The sequence below is a fragment of the Sulfurimonas sp. HSL3-7 genome, assembly GCF_039645985.1.
GTDB classification, from domain to species: Bacteria; Campylobacterota; Campylobacteria; order Campylobacterales; family Sulfurimonadaceae; genus Sulfonitrofixus; species Sulfonitrofixus jiaomeiensis.
On sequence record NZ_CP147919.1, the window covers coordinates 2,676,617 to 2,697,636 of the forward strand.

General features: G+C 48.9%; 23 protein-coding genes. 6 read left to right on the plus strand and 17 right to left on the minus strand.

The window, feature by feature from the left end; all coding sequences use genetic code 11:
• Positions 1-49: 49 nt before the first annotated feature.
• Genes WCY20_RS13305 through WCY20_RS13315 form a run of 3 tightly spaced genes read left to right on the plus strand, consistent with a single transcriptional unit; the run spans position 50 to position 1,276 of the window.
• Positions 50-250, plus strand: a complete 201-nt coding sequence (locus tag WCY20_RS13305; protein WP_345975832.1) for a hypothetical protein — start codon at positions 50-52, stop codon at positions 248-250.
• On the plus strand, positions 243-683 hold the full coding sequence (locus tag WCY20_RS13310; protein ID WP_345975834.1) for an ankyrin repeat domain-containing protein: 441 nt from the start codon (positions 243-245) through the stop codon (positions 681-683). The genes WCY20_RS13305 and WCY20_RS13310 overlap by 8 nt, the downstream gene beginning before the upstream one ends.
• Positions 680-1,276 (plus strand): hypothetical protein, encoded by a 597-nt coding sequence (locus tag WCY20_RS13315; protein ID WP_345975836.1) that lies wholly within the window; start codon positions 680-682, stop codon positions 1,274-1,276. Before WCY20_RS13310 ends, WCY20_RS13315 begins: the two co-directional genes overlap by 4 nt.
• A gap of 88 nt (positions 1,277-1,364) precedes the next feature.
• Here the strand turns inward: WCY20_RS13315 and WCY20_RS13320 are convergent, their stop codons facing one another.
• Positions 1,365-1,514 (minus strand): hypothetical protein, encoded by a 150-nt coding sequence (locus WCY20_RS13320; protein WP_345975838.1) that lies wholly within the window; start codon positions 1,512-1,514, stop codon positions 1,365-1,367.
• 82 nt (positions 1,515-1,596) lie between these two features.
• On the minus strand, positions 1,597-1,746 hold the full coding sequence (locus WCY20_RS13325) for a hypothetical protein (protein ID WP_345975840.1): 150 nt from the start codon (positions 1,744-1,746) through the stop codon (positions 1,597-1,599).
• 642 nt (positions 1,747-2,388) lie between these two features.
• Here WCY20_RS13325 and WCY20_RS13330 point away from each other — a divergent pair.
• The 3 genes from WCY20_RS13330 to WCY20_RS13340 all read left to right on the plus strand — a co-directional run bounded on the left by WCY20_RS13330 (position 2,389) and on the right by WCY20_RS13340 (position 5,253).
• Positions 2,389-3,390 (plus strand): MoxR family ATPase, encoded by a 1,002-nt coding sequence (locus WCY20_RS13330; RefSeq protein ID WP_345975841.1) that lies wholly within the window; start codon positions 2,389-2,391, stop codon positions 3,388-3,390.
• Positions 3,391-3,398: 8 nt separating this feature from the next.
• Positions 3,399-4,562 carry a VWA-like domain-containing protein gene (locus tag WCY20_RS13335; protein WP_345975843.1) on the plus strand — a complete coding sequence of 388 codons (1,164 nt, stop codon included), beginning with the start codon at positions 3,399-3,401 and terminating at the stop codon, positions 4,560-4,562.
• A gap of 94 nt (positions 4,563-4,656) precedes the next feature.
• Positions 4,657-5,253 (plus strand): peroxiredoxin, encoded by a 597-nt coding sequence (locus tag WCY20_RS13340; RefSeq protein WP_345975845.1) that lies wholly within the window; start codon positions 4,657-4,659, stop codon positions 5,251-5,253.
• A 222-nt stretch (positions 5,254-5,475) separates the two neighbouring features.
• On the opposite strand, the gene WCY20_RS13345 is transcribed toward WCY20_RS13340, so the two are convergent.
• The 15 genes from WCY20_RS13345 to WCY20_RS13415 all read right to left on the minus strand — a co-directional run bounded on the left by WCY20_RS13345 (position 5,476) and on the right by WCY20_RS13415 (position 20,968).
• Positions 5,476-7,509: a cytochrome c peroxidase gene (locus WCY20_RS13345; protein ID WP_345975847.1), complete on the minus strand. Its 2,034-nt coding sequence runs from the start codon at positions 7,507-7,509 to the stop codon at positions 5,476-5,478.
• Positions 7,510-7,653: 144 nt separating this feature from the next.
• Positions 7,654-8,757, minus strand: a complete 1,104-nt coding sequence (gene ald, locus WCY20_RS13350) for an alanine dehydrogenase (RefSeq protein WP_345975849.1) — start codon at positions 8,755-8,757, stop codon at positions 7,654-7,656.
• 65 nt (positions 8,758-8,822) lie between these two features.
• Entirely contained in the window at positions 8,823-9,035 is a 213-nt protein-coding gene (locus tag WCY20_RS13355) for a hypothetical protein (protein WP_345975850.1), read from the minus strand.
• Between the two features lie 251 nt (positions 9,036-9,286).
• The gene (locus WCY20_RS13360; RefSeq protein ID WP_345975852.1) at positions 9,287-9,517 is read right to left on the minus strand and encodes a hypothetical protein; all 231 of its coding nucleotides are present in this window, start codon (positions 9,515-9,517) and stop codon (positions 9,287-9,289) included.
• On the minus strand, positions 9,517-9,702 hold the full coding sequence (locus WCY20_RS13365) for a hypothetical protein (RefSeq protein ID WP_345975854.1): 186 nt from the start codon (positions 9,700-9,702) through the stop codon (positions 9,517-9,519). Before WCY20_RS13365 ends, WCY20_RS13360 begins: the two co-directional genes overlap by 1 nt.
• A gap of 856 nt (positions 9,703-10,558) precedes the next feature.
• Positions 10,559-12,106 carry a nitrogenase molybdenum-iron protein subunit beta gene (gene nifK / locus WCY20_RS13370; protein ID WP_345975856.1) on the minus strand — a complete coding sequence of 516 codons (1,548 nt, stop codon included), beginning with the start codon at positions 12,104-12,106 and terminating at the stop codon, positions 10,559-10,561.
• Positions 12,106-13,578, minus strand: coding sequence for a nitrogenase molybdenum-iron protein alpha chain (gene nifD, locus WCY20_RS13375; RefSeq protein WP_345975858.1), 1,473 nt, complete (start codon positions 13,576-13,578; stop codon positions 12,106-12,108). The genes nifK and nifD overlap by 1 nt, the downstream gene beginning before the upstream one ends.
• Before the next feature lie 133 nt (positions 13,579-13,711).
• The gene (locus WCY20_RS13380; protein WP_345975860.1) at positions 13,712-14,059 is read right to left on the minus strand and encodes a hypothetical protein; all 348 of its coding nucleotides are present in this window, start codon (positions 14,057-14,059) and stop codon (positions 13,712-13,714) included.
• A 124-nt stretch (positions 14,060-14,183) separates the two neighbouring features.
• Complete coding sequence (nifH, locus tag WCY20_RS13385) at positions 14,184-15,092, minus strand: nitrogenase iron protein (protein WP_345975862.1); 909 nt, start codon at positions 15,090-15,092, stop codon at positions 14,184-14,186.
• A 1,503-nt stretch (positions 15,093-16,595) separates the two neighbouring features.
• The gene (locus tag WCY20_RS13390; RefSeq protein ID WP_345975864.1) at positions 16,596-18,107 is read right to left on the minus strand and encodes a GNAT family N-acetyltransferase; all 1,512 of its coding nucleotides are present in this window, start codon (positions 18,105-18,107) and stop codon (positions 16,596-16,598) included.
• Positions 18,107-18,376, minus strand: coding sequence for a hypothetical protein (locus WCY20_RS13395; protein WP_345975865.1), 270 nt, complete (start codon positions 18,374-18,376; stop codon positions 18,107-18,109). The genes WCY20_RS13390 and WCY20_RS13395 overlap by 1 nt, the downstream gene beginning before the upstream one ends.
• Before the next feature lie 67 nt (positions 18,377-18,443).
• Positions 18,444-18,638: a CCE_0567 family metalloprotein gene (locus WCY20_RS13400; protein WP_345975867.1), complete on the minus strand. Its 195-nt coding sequence runs from the start codon at positions 18,636-18,638 to the stop codon at positions 18,444-18,446.
• Between the two features lie 55 nt (positions 18,639-18,693).
• On the minus strand, positions 18,694-18,924 hold the full coding sequence (locus WCY20_RS13405; protein ID WP_345975869.1) for a FeoA family protein: 231 nt from the start codon (positions 18,922-18,924) through the stop codon (positions 18,694-18,696).
• 110 nt (positions 18,925-19,034) lie between these two features.
• A complete protein-coding gene (locus WCY20_RS13410) occupies positions 19,035-19,862 on the minus strand; it encodes a GNAT family N-acetyltransferase (protein ID WP_345975871.1) in 828 nt (275 codons plus the stop codon).
• Complete coding sequence (locus WCY20_RS13415; RefSeq protein ID WP_345975873.1) at positions 19,853-20,968, minus strand: homocitrate synthase; 1,116 nt, start codon at positions 20,966-20,968, stop codon at positions 19,853-19,855. The genes WCY20_RS13410 and WCY20_RS13415 overlap by 10 nt, the downstream gene beginning before the upstream one ends.
• Positions 20,969-21,020: the final 52 nt, after the last annotated feature.

Sequence of the window (21,020 nt, forward strand, 5' to 3'; positions counted from 1 at the left end):
AACAGCAATTGCATATCGATAAACACCATACCAATGATAAAGGGCAGAGATGACAGCAAGACTCTATTGCAAACACTGTGCACGGCATTATGACGTCCCCCTCGAAGATGTCAGGATAATGCAGGCGCAAGAGAGTGAGCATATTACGTTTGCACACAATACCTACTACTATGACGACGACTGTTTTTTCAAGAATGTCAACCGGTATAAAAGAGAACAACTGGAGATGGAGAAGTGCGGCAATGAATGAGAAGACACTACAATGGATGGCCAGGAACGGTTACACTCCCGAGGAGCTGAACTTTCAAGGCAGCTACGGCAACACGGCGCTGATGAAAGCAGCCCGTGAAGGCGATGCCGGGATCGTGGCGGAACTGCTCGCGGAAGGTGCCGACATCAGTCTCAAAAACGTTGACGGCAATACCGCCTTGTGGCTGGCCTGTTTCGGCGAGAACCCCGACGTTGTCGCAATGCTCATCGACGCGGGCATTGAGATCGACACCCCGAACGTCAACGGGGTGACCTCCCTGATGTATGCGGCTTCGAGCGGCAAGGAGAGCATGGTCAGGATGCTCCTCGACGCCGGCGCCGACACGACCGTCAAAAACCCCGATGACTTTACGGCGCTTGAACTGGCCGTCACGCCGAAAATCCTCAAGATGCTACGGAACAGTGCCCGATGACGGTCGATGTCAACGTACGTTATGCCGACGCGGCATTTCTGGAGGATATCGACGAGATCATTGAAGATACGATGGTGCAGATGTTCATCCTGCAGCCGAGGGACCCGGCTGCCCTCGAGGCGGCGAAGATGCAGGCCAATGAGCATACCGCCCTCTTTTACAGCGCACCCCTGACACTCAGCGACAAAACCGACGACAACTGTGTCGGCTTTTTTGTCGATGACATCGGCGCGCTCGCGTCTGCCGCGGGAAAACCGCTGTTTGTCGACGAGTCACAGCTCGATGCAACGATGACCAGGGTGCTCAGTGAAGGCGGGTACCGCGGTATTGTTCTTAATGCCCTTCGCGTTCATGATGAGCTGGAGAACTTTTACCTCGCCATCGGTCCCGGCAATGTCAAAGCCTTCGACGCCGAGAAGCTGGCAAAACTTCCGATGCAAAAACTTGTTCTTCAGAGTAGCTATCCGGATTTCGGTTTCGGTGAGATTTTTGAGACGTCCAAGGCGATCTCGGACGTGATGTTTCGTCCCGACCCGAGCATTATCGCCGCCGCGACAAAAAGCGCGTTGACACTCCTGGGGTTTAAAAAGTAATGCGCGTGTTTAGGCGTCTAGCCGATGCACCGGAGTGAACCCGATAGACGCCTAGCCTGTTCCAGAATTGTATGTGAGACCCGGACGACTAGTTCCAAATGATCTCTTCGATCAACTCTGCTGCCACTTCAATACAGTCATACTCATCATTAAACGCAATATGCTCCGTATCACACTCGTCAAAGTGGTGAAGGTAGTGGTTAAACATTTCGTCTTCATATTCAATCATTTCGTACATGGTATTTTCCTTTTTATGGGCTTTGGCCCGAATTTCTACTCTTACTGATACACTTTCGGATTCAAGAAAGGGTAACAGATACTTACGACCAAAGAATCTCTTCGATCAACTCTGCCGCTACTTCAATACAGTCATACTCTTCATTAAACGCAATATGGTCCGTATCACACTCGTCAAAGTGGTTAAGGTAGTGGTTCAACTTTTCGTCTTCATATTGGATCATTTCATACATGGTGTTTTCCTTTGTATGGGCCTCAGCCCGAATTTCTACTCTTACTAATACATTTCACATTCCTGAAAAATGCGCGGCAATATGCATTTTTCATACTATTTTTCTACTTTTACGACAAAATTGTCGTAATTTTTGGCAAATTCTGTCTATTTTGCGTATATCAGAGGAAAATTCTCCTATTTGTCTCGGTTTTTTCTGTACTCACTTCTTTCATAAATTAGATTTGATAGTAGTGTTGTCACTTTTCTTTCTTGCTTGCTCAAGAAAGAAACCTGACGGAAAAGAAAGAAGAGCAATACCCTTCGGCCAGAAGTTACTGCTCGAACTTTGACCTTCATCTCGGTGGCATTCCGGCACTGCTGCCGGAATTACTCTCCGGACGCATCACGACATCAACTTCGTTGACATTTTGAATTGTGTAGGAAATCTGATGTTCCGTGCCTCAAAGCCGTTTCGAGAGCTTTTTTTGTTTCTTTTTTTTGCCGGGTGACAAAAGAAAGATAAGGTCGATAAGGTATTTGTTTTCAAACAAAATGACCAATTAATGTATCTTATATGTAAAAAGCCCTCCGAATTCCTCTTTTACACCCTTCTTCGCACCATAATTGCACTTACTGCAGTAATACAGAATCAAGGAATATTATGAACCCCCTGCACACCAAACGTTCACTCCAGCATCTCAGTGAAAGGAAGGTGCCCGTTTTCCTGTGGGGTCCTCCGGGGATCGGAAAATCCTCCATCGTAGCGCAGATCGCCAAAGAGAAGAAGATCGGCTTTATCGACCTTCGCCTCTCCCTGCTTGACCCCACCGACCTTCGCGGTATCCCCTTCTTCGATTCCAAGAACGACAAAGCCATCTGGGCCCCCGCCTCTTTCCTGCCTGACGGAAGCGAAAAAGAGGGCATCCTCTTCCTCGACGAGCTCAACACCGCGGCACCGATGGTCCAGGCCTCGGCCTACCAGCTTATCCTCGACAGGAAGATCGGCGAGTACACCCTGCCTGAGGGCTGGTCCATCATCGCCGCCGGGAACCGCGAAAGCGACCGCGGGGTGGTCTTTCGCATGGCCGCGCCGCTCTCAAACCGTTTTATCCACCTTGAGATGGAGAGCAGTGTGGAGGACTGGAAAACCTGGGCCGTCGGCAAAGGGATCGACAGCTCCATTATCGGGTTTATCTCCTACCGTCCCGACGCCCTTTTCAGTTTCGACACCCAGAGCGACAGCCGCTCTTTCGCCACCCCGCGCACCTGGGAGTATGTCAACGAGGTGATCGCCTCCGAGCCGGAAAACGACCTCTTGATGCCGCTGGTCAGCGGTGCCATCGGCGAAGAGCTGGCCGCGGCCTTCCTCGGCTTCAGGGTGGTCGCAAGCGAGCTGCCCGACATCGACACCATCTTGGACGGCAGCTGCACCGAGGTGCCGCACGACCCCTCCGCCCTGCATATGCTGAGTACGGCCCTGAGTATGCGTATCGACCAGGGGACCTCGACCAAAAAACTCAACAACCTTGTCGGCTACACCCTGAAGATGCCGGGGGAGTTCGCGGTGATGATCGTTCAGGACCTGCGTCAGCGCGAGATCGAGCTTGACCATGTCGACAACTGGACCTTATGGATGAAAAACTTCAACCAGCTGCTGCGGTAAGAGGCCCGATGAATTCTAATGACCTCCTCGTCAAGGCGAAAAGCCAGCTCAGTGTCAGACACCCCTACTTCGGTATGCTCGCCTCGCGCCTGAGACAGGAGCCCAAAGAGGAAATCAGCGCCTATGCCAGCAACGGCGTGCGCTTTTTGTACAACGAAGCCTTTATACAGCGGCGCACGATAGATGAGCTGATGTTCATTTTGACCAACTGCGTCATGCACCACGTCCTCGCCCACCAGCAGCGCCGCCTCAACCGCAAAGGAAACCTCTGGCAGCTGGCGACGGACTTCGCCATCAACAACATACTGCATCAAAACGGCATGCCGATCCCCCAGGGGGCAAACTTCAACGAAGAGTACGCCAAGATGTACGCCGAGGAGATCTATGAACTGCTCAAAGAGGAGTATTTCGGCGGGGCGGACGCCTTTGACGAGGATGACGGTTTCGGCAGCGATGCGCCGCCCAAGATGGAGATCAACGACGCCGGACAGGAAGAGGCGGATCAAAAAGCCTTCGCTTCGCTCGATAGCATTGACGACGAGCTCGACCCGCAGACGGAGTCGAACTGGGAGTATGCCGCCTCAACGGCAAACGAGGTGGCCGCACGCAAAAGTGTCACCCCCTCCGGCTTCGAGCGGCTGGGCAAAAAGGTCAAGGCCAGCGGGGTGGATTGGCGTTTTGAACTTTACAATGCCGTCAACCGACATATGCGCAACAACTACGCTTTTATGCCGCCGAACAAAAAACACCTCTACCGCGGTTTCGCCCTGCCATCTCTCGCCAGCGACACCCTGAGCCTCTGTGTGGCGGTCGACTCATCGGGCTCTATCGACGAGTACCTTCTGGGGGCTTTTATGGAGGAGTTCAAGGCCATTATGACCAACTTTCCGGCGGTCAGGATAGAGCTGCTGATCTGCGATGCGAGGATCCACGCCCACTACACTTTCCAGGGCGGCGAGAAGCTGGAATTCAAGATCAAAGGCGGGGGCGGAACGGACTACCGGCCCGTCTTCGAGTACATCGATGCGAACATCCCGATGAACACGATGCTGCTCTATTTCACCGACGGCGACGGCTGGTTCCCGAAATTTCCACCGAGCTATGAGGTGCTCTGGGCCCTCTCGCGTCCGGCGAAGGTCCCTTTCGGGCGCCCCCTGGTGATCTTTTCATAATGATGCGACAGACAATTGGGACCTTTGAACAGATGACACGCTTCTGTGACATCTGCTCAGAGGTTTCGATACAAAACACCACAAGGAGACAAAAATGTTAGTAACAAACAAAGCACCCGACTTTACGGCGACGACCGTCATGGGAAACAATGAGATCAAAGAGGACTTCAACCTCTACGAAAACTTCGGTGAGAACGGTACGGTTCTTTTCTTCTACCCGCTGGACTTCACCTTTGTATGCCCATCTGAGATCATTGCATTCGACCACCGTCTGGATGAGTTCAAGTCACGCGGTATTGAAGTGATCGGTGTCTCTATAGACAGTCAGTTCTCCCACTTTGCCTGGAAGAACACACCGGTAAACGAAGGCGGCATCGGCCAGATCCGTTACCCGCTGGTTGCCGACCTGACCAAAGAGATCGCCAAAGAGTATGACGTTCTTCTTGACGGCGGCGTTGCGCTTCGCGGTTCGTTCCTGATCGACAAAGACGGTACCGTACGTCACGCGGTCATCAATGACCTTCCGCTTGGACGTAACATCGATGAGATGATCCGTATGGTCGACGCGATGCTGTTCACCAACGAGCACGGTGAAGTGTGTGCGGCGGGCTGGAACAAAGGCGACGAAGGGATGAAAGCCGACACTGCCGGTGTTGCCGAGTACTTGGCTAAACACGAGAACGATCTGTAAGGATCCCTTCTTCTAACCGGGGCGCTGCCCCATCTGCTACACTCTACAGTTTCATCACTCAGATTTTTTGTATTTGGATCACATATTTCTTTGGACCCTTTTGATAGAGGGGGATATTGTCTGATACGGTACCGGCTTTTTCGGTTATGTGAACTTTCATTCTATTTCACTGGCGAAAAGGCCGTTGTATCAACAGTCTCTGTACTGTTGACACAAGCAGGGTTAATCGGCTAAATTTTGATTGAATGTCGGAAGAGGGTCCCCGCCTTCCGCGCCGACGGCCGGAATTTCAACGACAATATCTTTTGCCTGTCCGTATTCATCAACTTCGACATAACTATTGTCACCTACATGCCCGGCATGAATGAACAGTTGAGGATGGTCAAACGGCGCCTTACGGTATACAACACGTTCATCCGTCAAGGCTTTTAAAAAGGCAACAAGACTCGCTTTATCCGCATCATCCAGACCCGGTCCCGAGTCGAGCAGCTCGCCCCTCAAGATACCCAGACCTGTAATCGGCGACTCGGCCCCTCTATCTGCGGAGTAGCCGATGATTGGGTAGGATTGATCTGCATCCGGGCTTCTAAAATTACCGCCGCGGAAATAAAAATCGATAACGTCTTCCAGTGTACTTTCTCCGCCATTATGAAAATACGGTGCCGTCAAGGCAACATTTCTGAGCGAAGGAATTTTAAAAGCACCGTCATTTCCGAGATCGGCGGTCAGCTCTTCTTCAATGCCGTCAATATTGGGATTATCATACAGACCCAGTTGCGTTTGACGTGCATACCCGAGGGCATTGCCAAAAGGATCTGTACCACCGACGCCAAGGTCTTCCAAGGTAGGGCGCACGCCGATATTGTTATAACCTTCATCGATCAGATCGCCTTTTCTGTTGCGTGTCAGTCCCTGTTGGTCAATACGACTTACAGATGCAAATGTCAGTTCGCTTCCACCATGACAGTTAAGACAACGTGCTTCAGCATCAGCCAAATGAAAACCGACTATCTCTTGCTCCGTCAAAGCGGACGTATCCCCTTCTAAATATTGATCGACGCGGGTATTGTCGGACACAAGCGTCGCTTCATACAGCTGAACGGCGAGACCAAAATAGAGTGAAAAGTTCATCTCCATCTGGGTGTGACTCGTATTGTCATCCAATACAATCGCATCATTTGACTGCCACCACTCAGGTTGAAAAGCAGCACTGATCATCTGTGCATAACTCGCTACCTGCAAGCCTGTTCCGTTTTTTTGATCTGCAAGTTTTCCCAAAACACTGTCGGTAGGCGAAACCTCTTGTAAAGCCAACGGCCGTGACGCGAGAATCTGACGCGTTCTTGCCGCGATGCGTTCGCTTCTGAGTTGGGATGTTCCGGCATCGGTACTTAAGACCTCTGTTCCTACATCTGTCCAGGTTCTGCCATCTGCAGACATCTCAATGTCACTCAGTACAGGCCCTGTAGCCTGTGACGCCAAAGAGGCATTGTCGATGCTGACATTGACGCCGGTGACTTTACCGTCGATGACTTTATAGACAAGCGCATCTTTATCGGCATCCCCATGCGGATTTTTACCGTTGAAGATATTGCTTGCACGGCCATCCCAGAACTGGCGATGGTTAAATACGGCATTGATGACTGTGGGCGAGTTTCTCGCTTGGACGCGCCTTGTATTTGCACCGCCGACGTCAAAGCCATTCGGGTCTGCTACAATTTCTTCTTCACCGGCTTCGGTAAAGAGAGTATAGTGCACGCCCTGCGAACCGAGTACGTCATCTGTATCCCGCAGGACATCTGAAATAAACAGGTTCGGGTCCGCCTTAACATGACGCGGAAAGTCTGATCTTTTTAAATGGTAGTTTGGACCCTGGTCACTGTCAAACTCATCACTGTGGTCAGATGTACCGTCTTGATTTGAACGTGCAAAACCGGGGTTGATCTGATTTTTGGCACGGTTATCGGCACCGGCACTGAAGTGGCATGACGCACATGCTGTCGCACCGTCGCTTCCCAGCTGCATGTCCCAGAAAAGCGCTTTACCCAAAGCAATGGCGTTCTTCTTATTTTTCACATATAGATCCAAATCCGTAGGTTCGGGAACCGGGACGGTCTTCAGTGACTGAATCTCGCTTCGAATACTTCTTTCACCACTTTCAATTTCGGCAAGTATCTGCTCTGTCATATCCGCATTCAGCTGGCTTACAAAGAGCGTGCTTCCCATAAAAAGTGGAATCATATATAGTAATTTCATGTCAAATCCTTTATCGTGTAACGACGAAAGTATAATCCATGTGAGTAAGTGGAGTATTAGCTGGTAATTTTAATAATTGTTATATATGGAAGAGAAGTCAAAGTGCTTTTGCAACGTATAAAAGCACTTTAGCAAAGCGTGTGTTTATACAATGTACTTACTGCTTTGTATATTATGTGCAATGCCGACAGCTTCATTATAGAGGACGCCGTCATACGTATTGAGTGACGAGATCATCACAGGGTATTCACGACAGATGTCTTCGGCCCCGAACTTGGCAAGCGCCTTGACATACGGCAGGGTCGCATTGGTCAGGGCATAGGTCGAGGTGCGCGGGTAGGCGCCCGGCATGTTGGCGACACAGTAGTGCACCACACCCTCTTCAATGAAGGTAGGGTCCGTGTGCGTCGTCGCGTGGGAGCTCTCAAAACAGCCCCCCTGGTCGATGGAGACATCGACCAGGACACTGCCGGGTTTCATATTTTTTAGCATCTCACGCGTAATGAGTTTCGGCGCTTTTGCTCCGGGGATGAGCACCGTGCCCACAACGATATCGCATTGCGCCAGCTGGGACGCAATGGCTTCGCTTGAACTGTATAGCGTCGCGATATTTGGTGCCATAACGTCATTGAGATAGTGCAGACGCTCCGTGTTGATATCGAGAATGGTGACGTCCGCACCCAGACCGGCGGCAACCTCCGCCGCCGCTTTACCGGCAACACCGCCGCCGAGCACCATCACTTTTGCCCGCGCTGTCCCGACGACACCGCCGGCCAGAAGACCGCTGCCGCCCTGGTAACGGCCGAGGTGCACCGCACCCATCAGTGCCGCCATCTTGCCCGCGACTTCGCTCATCGGCTCCAGCAGCGGCAGGCGGCCCTTGACGTTAAGCGTTTCGTAGGAGAAGGCCCGGATCCCCTTCTCGAGAAGAAACCGGGTCTGCGGCTCGTCAGCGGCAAGGTGGAGATAGGTAAAGAGTGTCTGTCCCGGCTTAAAGAGAGGGTATTCGCTCGCAATCGGCTCTTTGACCTTCACGATCAACTCTGAAAGTTCAAAGACCTCCGCCGCCTCCAGCAGCAGCGATGCACCGGCATCGACATACGCACTGTCGCTAAAACCGCTCCCCTCACCGGCGCAGCTCTCGACATAGACTCTGTGCCCTGCTTTAACCAACTCAGCCACGCCCGCAGGCGTGACGGAGACTCTGTATTCATCCGTTTTGATCTCTTTGGGTACACCGATAATCATCTGATCTCCTTTTAAAAGAGCGTAGGCTATGCTGCAGACAACACAGTCCTTTTGTACTATTATGCCTAATAACTGCCTTCACCGACAGAGATGACAAAGTTTTCGTCAACCGGGATCACGTCAAACTCATGTTTTCCGCAAAAAGACTCATTGAGCTGCTGTGCCCATGCACGTGCGACCCGCAAAGCATTCTCCTTGTCATCAAATGTTTTGATCTGAGGCATGTTCTGGCGCTTGGCACACCCGCACATTTTTTCCACTACTACATGATATTCCATGATCTTTCCTTTTCTCTTAAAAAATCAGTGTTACTCTAAAAACCCTATGCGGTCGCAGTATTGCAAGAATGACCTATGTTCCCCAACATATTAGCTAGACCTCTAGTCGTAACTGGGACCGCATAAGGTTTGTAAAGACGACATTCATCCTAACCATTGCATGTACTATTCCCGTGCGCAGTCAAAAACTCGTTTACAGGCCTGTTTTTTGGGGTTTAAAGAGGGAGAAAGAGAGAAAAAGCAGTTCGGTTTCAGATCTCGCAAGCCTCCACAAAACCGCCTTCTTCGACAGAGATGACAAAATTGTCATCCACTTCGACAATATCGAAGCCGTGTTTGCCGCAGAAATTGTTGTTGAGCGCATCGGCCCACTCGTAAGCATGCTCCTCTGCCTCCTCCCTGCTCTCGAAGGTGCGAATCTGCTCTACTCTCTGTTTTCTGGCACAGGAGCAGAGCTTTTCGAGAACAATGTGATGGGCCATTACGAAAGCCTGCTGTTGGTGGAGATCAGGTAGAACTGGTCTTTGAGCTTGTTGAGCTGTTTGATAATAAGATCTTCGTGCTCAGTCTCAAGTATAAAGTGCTGGGACATAAAATCGTACATCTTGTCGATGTCTGTATATATCTCTTTAAGTAGGTTCTCTTTGATCTGTTCTTGTACACTCATGATTTATCCTTTTGTGAAGGATTATGCATTAAGTGTGCCAGTGGAAGGTCTTTTGAAACAAGCCATTACAAATTTTGGTTCAGTGCTTTGGACAGAGGTTTACTTCTTCTGGCCTTCAAATTTCTTTTGTTACTTCATAGCACTAGCATGTCACTTTTTGCGATGCGGCATTTAGTGCCGCTCTGCATTACACTTTAGTGTTTTATTCTTTGCTTGCACAAAAAGTAATTCATATAAGACTTTACTCATTATCAACCCGACATTTAGTCAGCTTGACGATGAGATATCCTGACGGAAAAAAGAAAGTGCAAAATGAACCTGCCTGAACTTTGCACTTGACAGGCTCCGCCCGTTGCCGGACCTTCGTCCGGTCAACCTAATACTTCCGACTAACAAACGATATACCCCCGCCTTTTAAGACATTTTAGACAGTGTTGAATGGTTTATTTTCCGTACAATGAGGCCTAGCCGAATTGAAAAGCATTAGCTTTTAGTCTCAATAGATGCGTTACCGTTTGAATGCTTCGTGGCATCTGCAGAGCAGACTGTAAGGAGAGAACGGCCGTTAAAAAAACGGCATTGTCTGAGCGTAGCGAGTTTGTCGTTTTTAGGACGTGAACAACTGAAAGGAAGGAAGTCAGCAGCCGCCGACCTCGAAGCCGTCACGAGCGCTTTTTGGTTTCGTTTTTGGCGAGACAAAAAGGAAAGAATATGGTCGATAAAGCTAAAACATTCAAGCGATATACAAAGAACGAATACATTGTGTAGTTCAAAAAAACTGTAAGTAGAAAAGGGATAAGTCGCTGCCCTCGAAGAGGACAGCTTAAGGAGATTGAAATTAAAGTTAAAACACTTCTTAGCGGATTAGGTCAAAGAAGTAGTCTGTTGACGCGATACCTTTAGTATCTTCATCCAGTTGATCAAGGACCTTGTTTGTGATCCAGGTCAACAGGTTCAGCGCACCGTCGTACCCTGAGATAGAGTATCGGTGTAGGTGGTGACGGTCAAAGATCGGGAAGCCGATGTAGATCAAAGGCACGCCCGTGTCACGCATAAGCTCTTTACCGTACGAGTTACCGATCATGAAGTCAACCGGCTCAGTAAAGAGAAGTGAACGCATGTGCCACAGGTCTTTACCAGCCCAGACGTTCAGGTCAGCAGCAGCCGGAGAAGTATCAAGCAGTGCTCTCATCTCTTCTTCCCAACCGCGTGGTGCATTGTGACACAGCACGTGTGTCGGCTCAGCACCCATCTCGAGTAGGAATGAAACCGCACCGATCAGGAAGTCAGGGTCACCCCAGATCGCGAATTTCTTACCGTGCATATACGGATAAGAATCCTGCATAGCATCGACAAGACGGCCGCGCTCGGTTTTAAGTTTTTCAGGTACTTCTTTTCCTGTCAACTCAGCGATTTTCATGACAAACTCATCTGTCCCTTTAAGACCGATCGGGTTAAGGTTTGCGCTCTCTTTCTGTTTCCAACGTTTTGTCACCATTTTCATGGTTTTTACTGTTGCATACTTCTGTAGAGAGATCGTTGCTTTAGAGTTTTTACAATCTTTAGCATCTTCGATCGTCGTACCGCCGGCGAACATTTTGTAATCACCAGCCGGCATGTCCCACTGGTCAGAGTGGTCGCCCAACATAGTGTACTCGGCACCGAAAGACTCGACGATAGATTTAATAGAACGGATCGAACCGATATATGTCTCAAAACCAGGGATGATGTTGATTTTATCGTTTTTCTTCTCTTCAACACCCTCTGTCAACTGCGACATAATACCGTGCATCATGTTGTCGTAACCCGTAATGTGGCTACCTGTAAATGACGGTGTATGCGCATATGTGATCGGATAGTCTTCCGGCAGGTACTCGCCGCCGTCTTCCTCTTTCGCCGCTGTAGCAAACGCATAAAGGTCATCACCGATAACCTCTGCCATACATGTTGTAGAGACAGCGATCATTTTCGGCTTATAGACAGCCGCACAGTTTTTAAGACCGTCTTTCATGTTGACAAGACCGCCGAAAACCGCCGCGTCTTCTGTCATCGAGTCGGAAACACATGGTGTCGGCTCTTTGAAGTGACGTGTGAAGTATGAACGGAAATACGCAACACATCCGTGTGAACCGTGAACATACGGCATTGTCTCTTCAAATCCTAGTGCAACCATAACGGCACCAAGCGGCTGACACGCTTTTGCCGGGTTGACCGTGATCGCTTCGCGGGCAAGGTTTTTCTCGCGGTAATCCCACGTTTTTGTCCACTCAGCGATCTCTTTTACTTTCTCAGGGTTTACGGCACCGTAACCCCCTTCGAACTCTTTTTTCTTCTTTAGTACGTCTTGGTACTCTGGTCTTTGGAACAGCTTTTGGCCGTTCATGATGTTATCGACTTCTTGCATTACGCTTCTCCTTCTGATTCCCAAGGTGCTTTGCTATGTCCCCAAACCGGAGAGTTGATAGCAAGGTCCATGTCTGCTGCAAAGATCGCGAATCCGTCATATCCATGGTACGGACCGCTGTAATCCCATGAGTGCATCTGACGGTATGGCAGACCCATTTTCTGGAACACATATTTCTCTTTAATACCTGAAGCGACCAAGTCTGGCTCAAGTTTTTTAACAAAGGCTTCAAGTTCGTACTCATTAACATCATCATAGATGACAGTCGAACGGAAGATCTCATCTTTAGTACGTTTGTAATCGTCGTCGTGGGCGAACTCATAACCTGTACCGATAACTTCCATACCAAGATCTTCGTAAGCGCCGATAACGTGACGAGGACGTAGACCACCGACAAACAACATAACCTGCTTGCCTTCAAGACGTGGACGGTACTTCTCAGTTACAGCATCGATCATCGGCTGATACTTCGCGATCACTTCTTCACATTTCGCCTGGATAGACTCGTCGAAGAACGCTGCGATCTTGCGAAGTGATTTGATCGTCTGGCTTGGACCGAAGAAGTTGTACTCAACCCAAGGAATACCGAACTCTTTCTCCATGTGACGGGAGATGTAGTTCATTGAACGGTAACAGTGAAGTAGGTTCAATTTTACTTTCGGTGTGGCAGCCATCTCTTTAAGAGTAGCATCACCTGACCACTGAGCAACAACACGTAGACCCATCTCTTCGAGAAGGATACGGCTTGACCATGCATCACCACCGATGTTATAGTCACCGATGATAGCAACATCATAATCAGTCTGCTCGATCGCTTCACCCAATGTGTCGATGTTACCGTCGAAAACGTAGTCACGAACCGTGTCATTTGCGATGTGGTGACCTAGAGATTGAGAAACCCCGCGGAAACCTTCACAGTTTACCGGAACGATTGTGTTACCTGTCTTCTTAGCATACTGTTTTGATGTCGCATTGATATCATCACCGATCAGACCGATCGGACACTCAGATTGAACTGTGATACCGTTGTTCAACGGGAAAAGCTCGTCAATCTCTTCGAAACATACAGCAAGTTTTTTATCCCCGCCGAAAACGATATCTTTCTCTTGGAAATCCGAAGAGAAGTTCATCGTAACGAATGTATCGACACCAGTTGTACCGATGTAGTAGTTACGACGGCCGGCACGTGAGTACTGACCACAACCGATAGGACCGTGAGAGATATGAACCATATCTTTTACCGGACCCCATACAACACCTTTTGAACCGGCGTAAGCACAACCACGTTGACTCATTACACCTGGAACAGTTTTCTTATTCGAACGGACGTTACCGCATGTTTTTTGACTTTCGTCTTCCGGTGAACCGACACCTAAGTGCTTCGCACGGTTTTTTGCCGCTTTCGAAGGGTATGCCTTAAGCACTTCCTCGATAGCTGCTTTCTGTTTTGCTTCCAATGATTCTGGACCCATAGTATTCTCCTTCAAATTCTTTTTGATACTCAACTTCTGAACACTGGAATTGACCTCTAAAAGGGGATGATTGCAATGTCAGAAACAAGCAAGCCGGCCTAGGGCTCTGCTTGTCGGTGTGTTGACAGCCTGCTTACGCAGCTGCTACTTTAAAATGAGCCATTGAGTCGAATTTTTTACAAAGAGCCATTGTCTCATCATCACTGTCTAAACGTTTAGAAAGCTCAGAAATCTGGTAACGGTTTGTATAGATCATGTAATCCGTCGGTGCCGTTTTGATGTAGTGCGCCAACGCTTTGAACATGAACGTGTCTTTATTCGTATAAGAAAGCTCTTCTTTAACACCGTGAGACTCGCTCACCATTTTGATCTCATTGATATCGCTTGTATCAACATCTGCTTCTGCCAGTTTTTGAACAACTGCTTCATCTGGAACTGTATTACCCATCTCTGCTGGGAAGTGGAAACCTAAAATAAACATTGTAATTCTCCTGCTTTTTCTGTTATTTTCTTTTCATTATGAGAATGCACCCAAGAGGCATAGCCTCTCAGGCTACCTTAGTCCCAAGGGACATCCTATAGATTATTTGACGGGCGAAAGAGGCTTACGCTTCTGCCGCTGCCTTACCTACGTTTTCTTCATCCGCTTCTTCTTCAAGACCGTATTCCATTAGAAGGTCTTCAAGATCGTCCATCTCAAGTGGCGTAGGGATGATTTTCATGTCGTTGTTAATTATCTTGCGTGCAAGTTCTTTGTACTCAAGAGCCTGGTCAGACTGCGGGCTGTACTCAACAACTGTCATACGGCGAAGCTCAGCGTGCTGAACGATATTGTTACGTGGTACGAAGTGGATCATTTGTGTACCAAGTTCACGAGCCAATGCCCATGCAAGATCGTATTCGCGGTCTGTCATACGAGCGTTACAGATAAGACCTGCAAGACGTACACCACCCGTGTTTGCATACTTCAAAATACCTTTTGAAATATTGTTCGCAGCGTACATTGCCATCATCTCACCAGACATAACGATGTAGATCTCTTGTGCTTTACCTTCACGAATCGGCATTGCGAATCCACCACAAACAACGTCACCAAGTACGTCATAAGAGACGAAGTCTAGACCTTCTTCTTCGTAAGCACCCTCTTCTTCAAGAAAGTTAATCGCTGTAATAACACCGCGACCTGCACAACCAACACCCGGCTCTGGTCCACCAGACTCAGTACAGTTGATCCAACCGCCCGGTGTGTCTGGAGCAAACATACCTGCACCCGGTTTACATGCATCTTCAAGCTCAAGATCTTCAACAGTACCCATTTCAGCAGCAAGCTGAAGAATAGTGTTTTGTGCTTTTTCGTGAAGAATGAGACGAGTCGAGTCCGCTTTTGGATCACAACCGACAATCATAATGTTCTTTTCAAAGTAGTGAGCCATAGAAGCCAACGTGTTTTGAGATGTGGTTGATTTACCAATCCCACCTTTTCCGTAAAATGCAATTTGGCGAAGTTCTGCCATATTATTCTCCTTGTTTTAAACGACTCCGTTAAGACCCGTCCATGTACTTCGCAGCAATAGATGCATTGTCTGTTCCCGGTTTTTTGCCCTCTAAAAAGGGACAAAATCATTAATGCAGTGACAATTGTCGTAAAACCGGACATATTTGTAAGAATAGATTATGCAGCGCTTCGCTTTTTTGATCAATTGTCATTAAACCGCCATGATTTAGGGTGTTTTTCATTTTGGTGACAAAAAATGTGTGGCAGACAAGTGTGACAATTTTTATACCAAAATTGTCGCAAAAGGCATAAAGACCACGGATAGGTGGTATAAATGAGAGTGAGTCTCATTATATAGCTTTTATTTATAATATACCAGCTGCTTTATAGAGAATTGTTGTCAGAAACCTATCGATAACGATATTACGATATCTGATTTTTTTAGATCTGTCTGTAAAAATGTTATGACATTCAAGGTGATATCACATTCCTCTCGATTCTATATTTAATAGATGTATTGCCCGGATTGCATTTCAACTTTCTTGTTTTAATGTTCAGCATACACTTTTGGGTTTTTTAAATTTCTTCATATCGTTGGTATGTCACTTTTTTCTTGTTAGCTCAAAACCAGGGTACCGCTTTTTCTTAGCAAAATGTTTCTGTGGAGAAGAAAACCTGACGAAAAGAAGAAGAGCCAAGTGAGACTGATAAAACTTTATACTGATTTAGCTCCGCCCGTTGCCGGACCTTCGTCCGGACAACCCGATACTTCTGACTAACAAAATATACGCTGCCAACCTCCTAGGCATTTTGAATAACATGGGCAATTCAACATACAGCACAAGCGTCAAAGCCAATTTATGAAAAGCGTCAGCTTTTAACTTTGCAGCAATGCGTCACCACTTTTTTCCTTCACGACTCTGTATTTTCAGAGGAACATCCTATTGGGAGCAGTACCCCTTTTTTGTGCGTAAGAAAATTAATTTCGGCAGAAGTGCCAAAATACCATCCGGAGAGGGTTCGAAGGCTGGAAAGTTACTTTTGGCCGGAGGGTATAGCCCTTCTTTCTTTTCCGTCAGGATATCTCACAATCAAGTTGACTAAATGTCAGGTTGATTATGAGTAAAGTCTTATATGGTTTACCACTTGAGCTAGCAAGAAAGAAACCTGACATCACCTCTATTCAAAAACATTGAAAAGAAGTTGGGCAACAGAAATGTTTGATATCCGCACGGCGACACATAAGTGCCAACAGCGCAATACAGAGAGGTACAAAATGAGTATAACGCTCAGCTTGCTGACATTTCTGTGAAAACAAGGGTGCTGCTCGCAAAGCGATGTTTCTCCGAAAACGACGAATTGTAAAATGTCACATCGTAAAATTGCGAATCGTAAACAGGAAAGAGTGGTCCATAAAACTTAATCGTTCAAGCTGCCATAAAAAGAAAGCCGTCCAGTTGATAAACCGGATATGTCAAAAGATAGAGGGGTTAAAAGTTCCCGCTTTCGCAGGAAAAGAGATTTATTTGGATTTTTCCAGATGGTACACATTCAAATTCGTCCGGCGGAACCCGCGACGCGTATAGAACTGCAGCGCATTGGTGTTGTCCATGTCCGCGGCGAGCTGGATACGCTTGTAGCCGTACTCCTCGATGGCAATAAAGCGCATCTTGTTGATGAGCCGGCTGCCGACCCCCATCTTGCGGTACTCTTCCTTGACCACCAGGTCTTCGATCTGCCCGACGAAATCGCCGGCTGCACTGGAGATGAGCCGCTGCATCGTCACCATGCCGACCACCCTGCCTTCATGTTTGGCGACCAGCAGGTCAGCCCCTTCACAGCGGTAGAGTTTCTGAACCCCGGCCAGCTGCTTGTCGTAATCGATCTCAAAATCAACCTCTATCGCAAACAGTATACCGATCAGTTCCGCCATCTCCGGCAGATCCTCTTCTCGGGCTTTTTCGACCGTTATACCTGTTTTCATGTTGATGTCGCAGATATCCGGGTGCAGGACTTTGATCACTTTTTTGGCCTCCTCGTTTAGCGGGTTACCCCCGATGTACAACGTCTGCAGCCGTGTCATATTGGCCATGGCATTCGGGAGTTCCGAAATGCCGTTACCGTCAATATCCAGCTGGCTGAGCTTGGTATACTTCCCGATCTCTTCGGGAATCGCCGTAATGGCATTGGAAGAGAAACAGAGTGATTCCAGTTCGAGCGAAGGCACCGAGACAAAACGCTGCAGTTCGCAGCTGTCGCAGGAGAACTCCTTGAGATACGGAGCAAAGCTCTCATCCACTTCGATCTCCCGGATCGGATTGTTGTCGAGGATGATTGTCTCCAGATCATCAAGGTCGTGAAGATAGAGTACCCTGATCTGGTTTGACGAGAGGTCGATCTCTTCAAGCCCCAGAAAGAAAAAGGCCTCGTCCAGTTTTGTCAGGCGGTTGTCCGAAAGGTTGATCTCGACGATCTCACCCATTTCCCCGATACCGGCCGGGATCTCGCTTAGAATGTTCTGCGAGAGGTTGAGCCGTTCCACCTGCTGCAGCAGAGGAAAAGCGCTTCCCATCTCTTTGATAAAATTGCCCGCAAGGTTAAGCGTACGCAGTTCGTTCTCCGGCGAGAGCATCCCCTCGACCGTCGTCAGGTTGTTGCTGCTGAGATCCAGTACCCGAAGATGACGGCACGCCTTCAAAACCGAGATGTCGCTGATATTATTGCCGCCGGCATTCAACGAGCGGAGGGTCAATCCCGCCAGGACCTCAGGCAGCGCCTTAAAACGGTTGCGGCGAATGTCAAGGTTGTTCAACATGGTGAGGTTTGCGATGGAGTCGGGCAGTTTCGTCAAGTTGTTGTTAGCAAGGTTGAGCACCACCAGACCGCGCAAAAGACCGAGCGTCTCGGGAAGCTCTTCGAGAGAACGTCCGCTCAGGTCAAGACGTTTGAGCCCCTCGGGCGAAACGACCTCTTCCTCGATGGCGCGCTGCTCGATAAGCCACCCTTTTAATGCCTCCCATTCTGTACTGCCCATCACTCTGCTCCTTCCGCCAGCCGCTTTATGCGTTCGAGGCGCTGTTCGATGAGATGCTCGATCTCATCAAAGTCGAAACTACCGAATTGGTTCATGTCAAACAGTTTCAGCAGTGCCGCACGGCAGCAGCTCTTATTGCATTCCGTCACCAGTTTTTTTGCTTTTTTAAAAGGCAGCGATGTATTTTGAAAGATCTCTATCGCCTGTGCCACATCTTTTTCGCCGCACTCGCAGATCTGCATCGACAGAATTTCTTCTTTGGTCTTCATCTTTATCCACCTACTTCGATAGGCTTAAGCCTTCAGGTCACGGCCTTCTGCTTAACCGGGATGACAGTTACAGTCCGTTTTCAGCTTTGAATTTATTGGCCTCTTCGACTGCCGCACGCAGTTTTTCACTCAACTCCGGCATTTTCACATAATCGGTCCAGAGCGTATCTTCGACAATATCATGGATCTCGGAGGCGAGTTCCACCGCCATACGTTTACGTTTCGCCAGCTCTTTTTTCAGTACTTTTATATCTTCAGACATTTTTTCTCCTTGGTTGGTTTAGATTGATCTGCCCCGCATGGGGCGGGTGCCGCACTCAGGCAGCGATAGGGTGGACCTCGATCAGCCTTGCTTCATCTTTACGCAGCGCGATCAACGAACGGTTTATCATCACCTGAACGGTACTTTTAAAACATCCGAAATGTTTGACGCATATATGCGCATCACGGGTCAGCCCCATCGCACAGAGGCGCTGTTTCAGTTTCCCTTCGACATTGATGGCATCAACAGCCACCATCTCGCCTTTTTTCATATTCAACAGACACATGTTAACTCCTTGTTTCCGTGATTGACAGCACGGTTCATCTGTGCGTGAGCCCACTGCTGAAGTGAACACAGCGTTAGCGTAGTCAAATGGGCTTTGCTCATTTGGCGTTCCTACAATGAAAATGCATATATATTTTCAAAACGAACATCGCTGCCTTCACCACGACTCATGTGAATAAAGCGCTGTTTGTTTTGAAAATGGTAACGGTTGTAAAGATCGACCACATGTTCCGCTCCAAGCGGAACATCGGCGACCACTTTTTTAAGGCCGCGGAAATAGAGCACGCCGCGCATCATCTTCTCAGCCTCATCCTCGTGCCCTTTTCGCACCTGCCACGGTCCGAGATAGACATGGCGGGCGTTGACGACGGAGGAGTGCTGAAAACCGTTGGGGAGAGTGAACTTGAGCGAAGAGTTCCGCTCCATCTCATCCAACAGAAAGTCCATACGGTTCTCGTGAAAGGTCTCCTTGTCGATCGCGGCGATAACAGATTCGAAATTGCTTCCGTCCAGCTCTTTCGCATGGGCGTTGGTAAAGTTGAACGGCGGGACCTTGCCGACATTGACAAAGCGTCCCACCTCCATCTTGGATTCAAAACCGTAGCGCTCGAAAAACGGCACCAGATTCGGGTTGGCATGCAGATAGACCTTGCGCTCGTCTTTGTCGATCGCACCGAAAAGGGTCTCGAACAGGCGTCGGCCGACGCCCTGTTTCTGATGGCTCTCTCTGACCATAAAATATTTCATCATCAAGGAGTGTTCGAACTCGATCGCCATCACGGCACCAACGAGTTTCCCCTCGTCATAGGCACCGTAACAGAGATGTGGCGAGTGCATCATCATCAACTTGACATGGTAGCCGTCGACCAGCCAGCCCACCTCATCGGCGATCGCGACCAGTTCGCTCACGTCGGCAAATTTCAACCACCCTATAAACATAGGCTCTCCCTGTACAGACTTACAAGCTCCGCATCGTCAAGCACGCGTTTGCGCGAGGTGACGATCTCGCGGATACGCGGCAGCAGGTGACGCAAAGCATGTTTTTCTGCACTGATTCCCAGTTCTTTTAAATGGTAAAGAATCGTACCCGTACCGGAGTGTTTTCCGATCGGAAAGGCACGCTGACAAGCAACTTCTTCAGCAGCGAAAGGCTCGTAGGCACGGCCGTCTTTCATCATGCCGTCGGCGTGAATGCCGCTTTCATGCGAGAAGATATGGTCCCCGACGATCGGGGCATTATGTGCAAGACTCACGCCGGCAGCCTCAGCCACGATATCCACAAGCGTTCGCATCCCAAGTGCATCGAAATGACGCGCCTGGTCATAAAGATGCTTCAACGCCATGGAGATCTGTTCAAATGAGGCATTGCCTGCGCGTTCACCCAGGCCTATTACGGTGGTGTTGACGCTAACGGCCCCGGCATCGAGACCGCTGAGGGCGTTGGCGTTGGCAAGACCGAAATCGTTATGCGTATGCATTTCTATCGGAAGGAGATGTAACGATGTCAATGCTTTTATATCCGCATACGTTTGTGTCGGTGTCATAATCCCGACGGTGTCGCAGTAGCGAAAGCGGTCTGCACCAAGTTCCCGTCCAAGCGTCATGACCTCTTCAATGAAGCCGAACGAACCGCGTGAGCTGTCTTCGCCGCCGATACAGACAAAAAGCCCTTCGGCCTTTGCCGTAACAATGGTCTTTTCAAGCTCTTTGAGCATGGCCGCTTTGTTGCCGCCGAATTTAACGTCAATCAGGATGTCTGAGACAGGAATGGAGAGATCGACCGATTTTACACCGCATGCCAAAGAGGCGTCAAGATCGCTCATCTTGGCACGGTTCCAGGTCATCATACGTGTATTCAACCCCAATGCGAGCAGCTCTTTGATGTCCTCTTGCTCACGCACGCCCATAGCGGGAATGCCGATCTCGAGTTCATCCGCGCCGCAGGCTGCAAGCCCTTCGGCGATAGCGAGCTTCTCTTTGGTGTTGAATGCTACGTAGGGTGCCTGTTCCCCGTCGCGCAGTGTCGTATCGTTGATCAACATCATCTTCCTTTTTATCTCAAATCGACTAAAACATCTACCGCTTTAGAAGAACAAT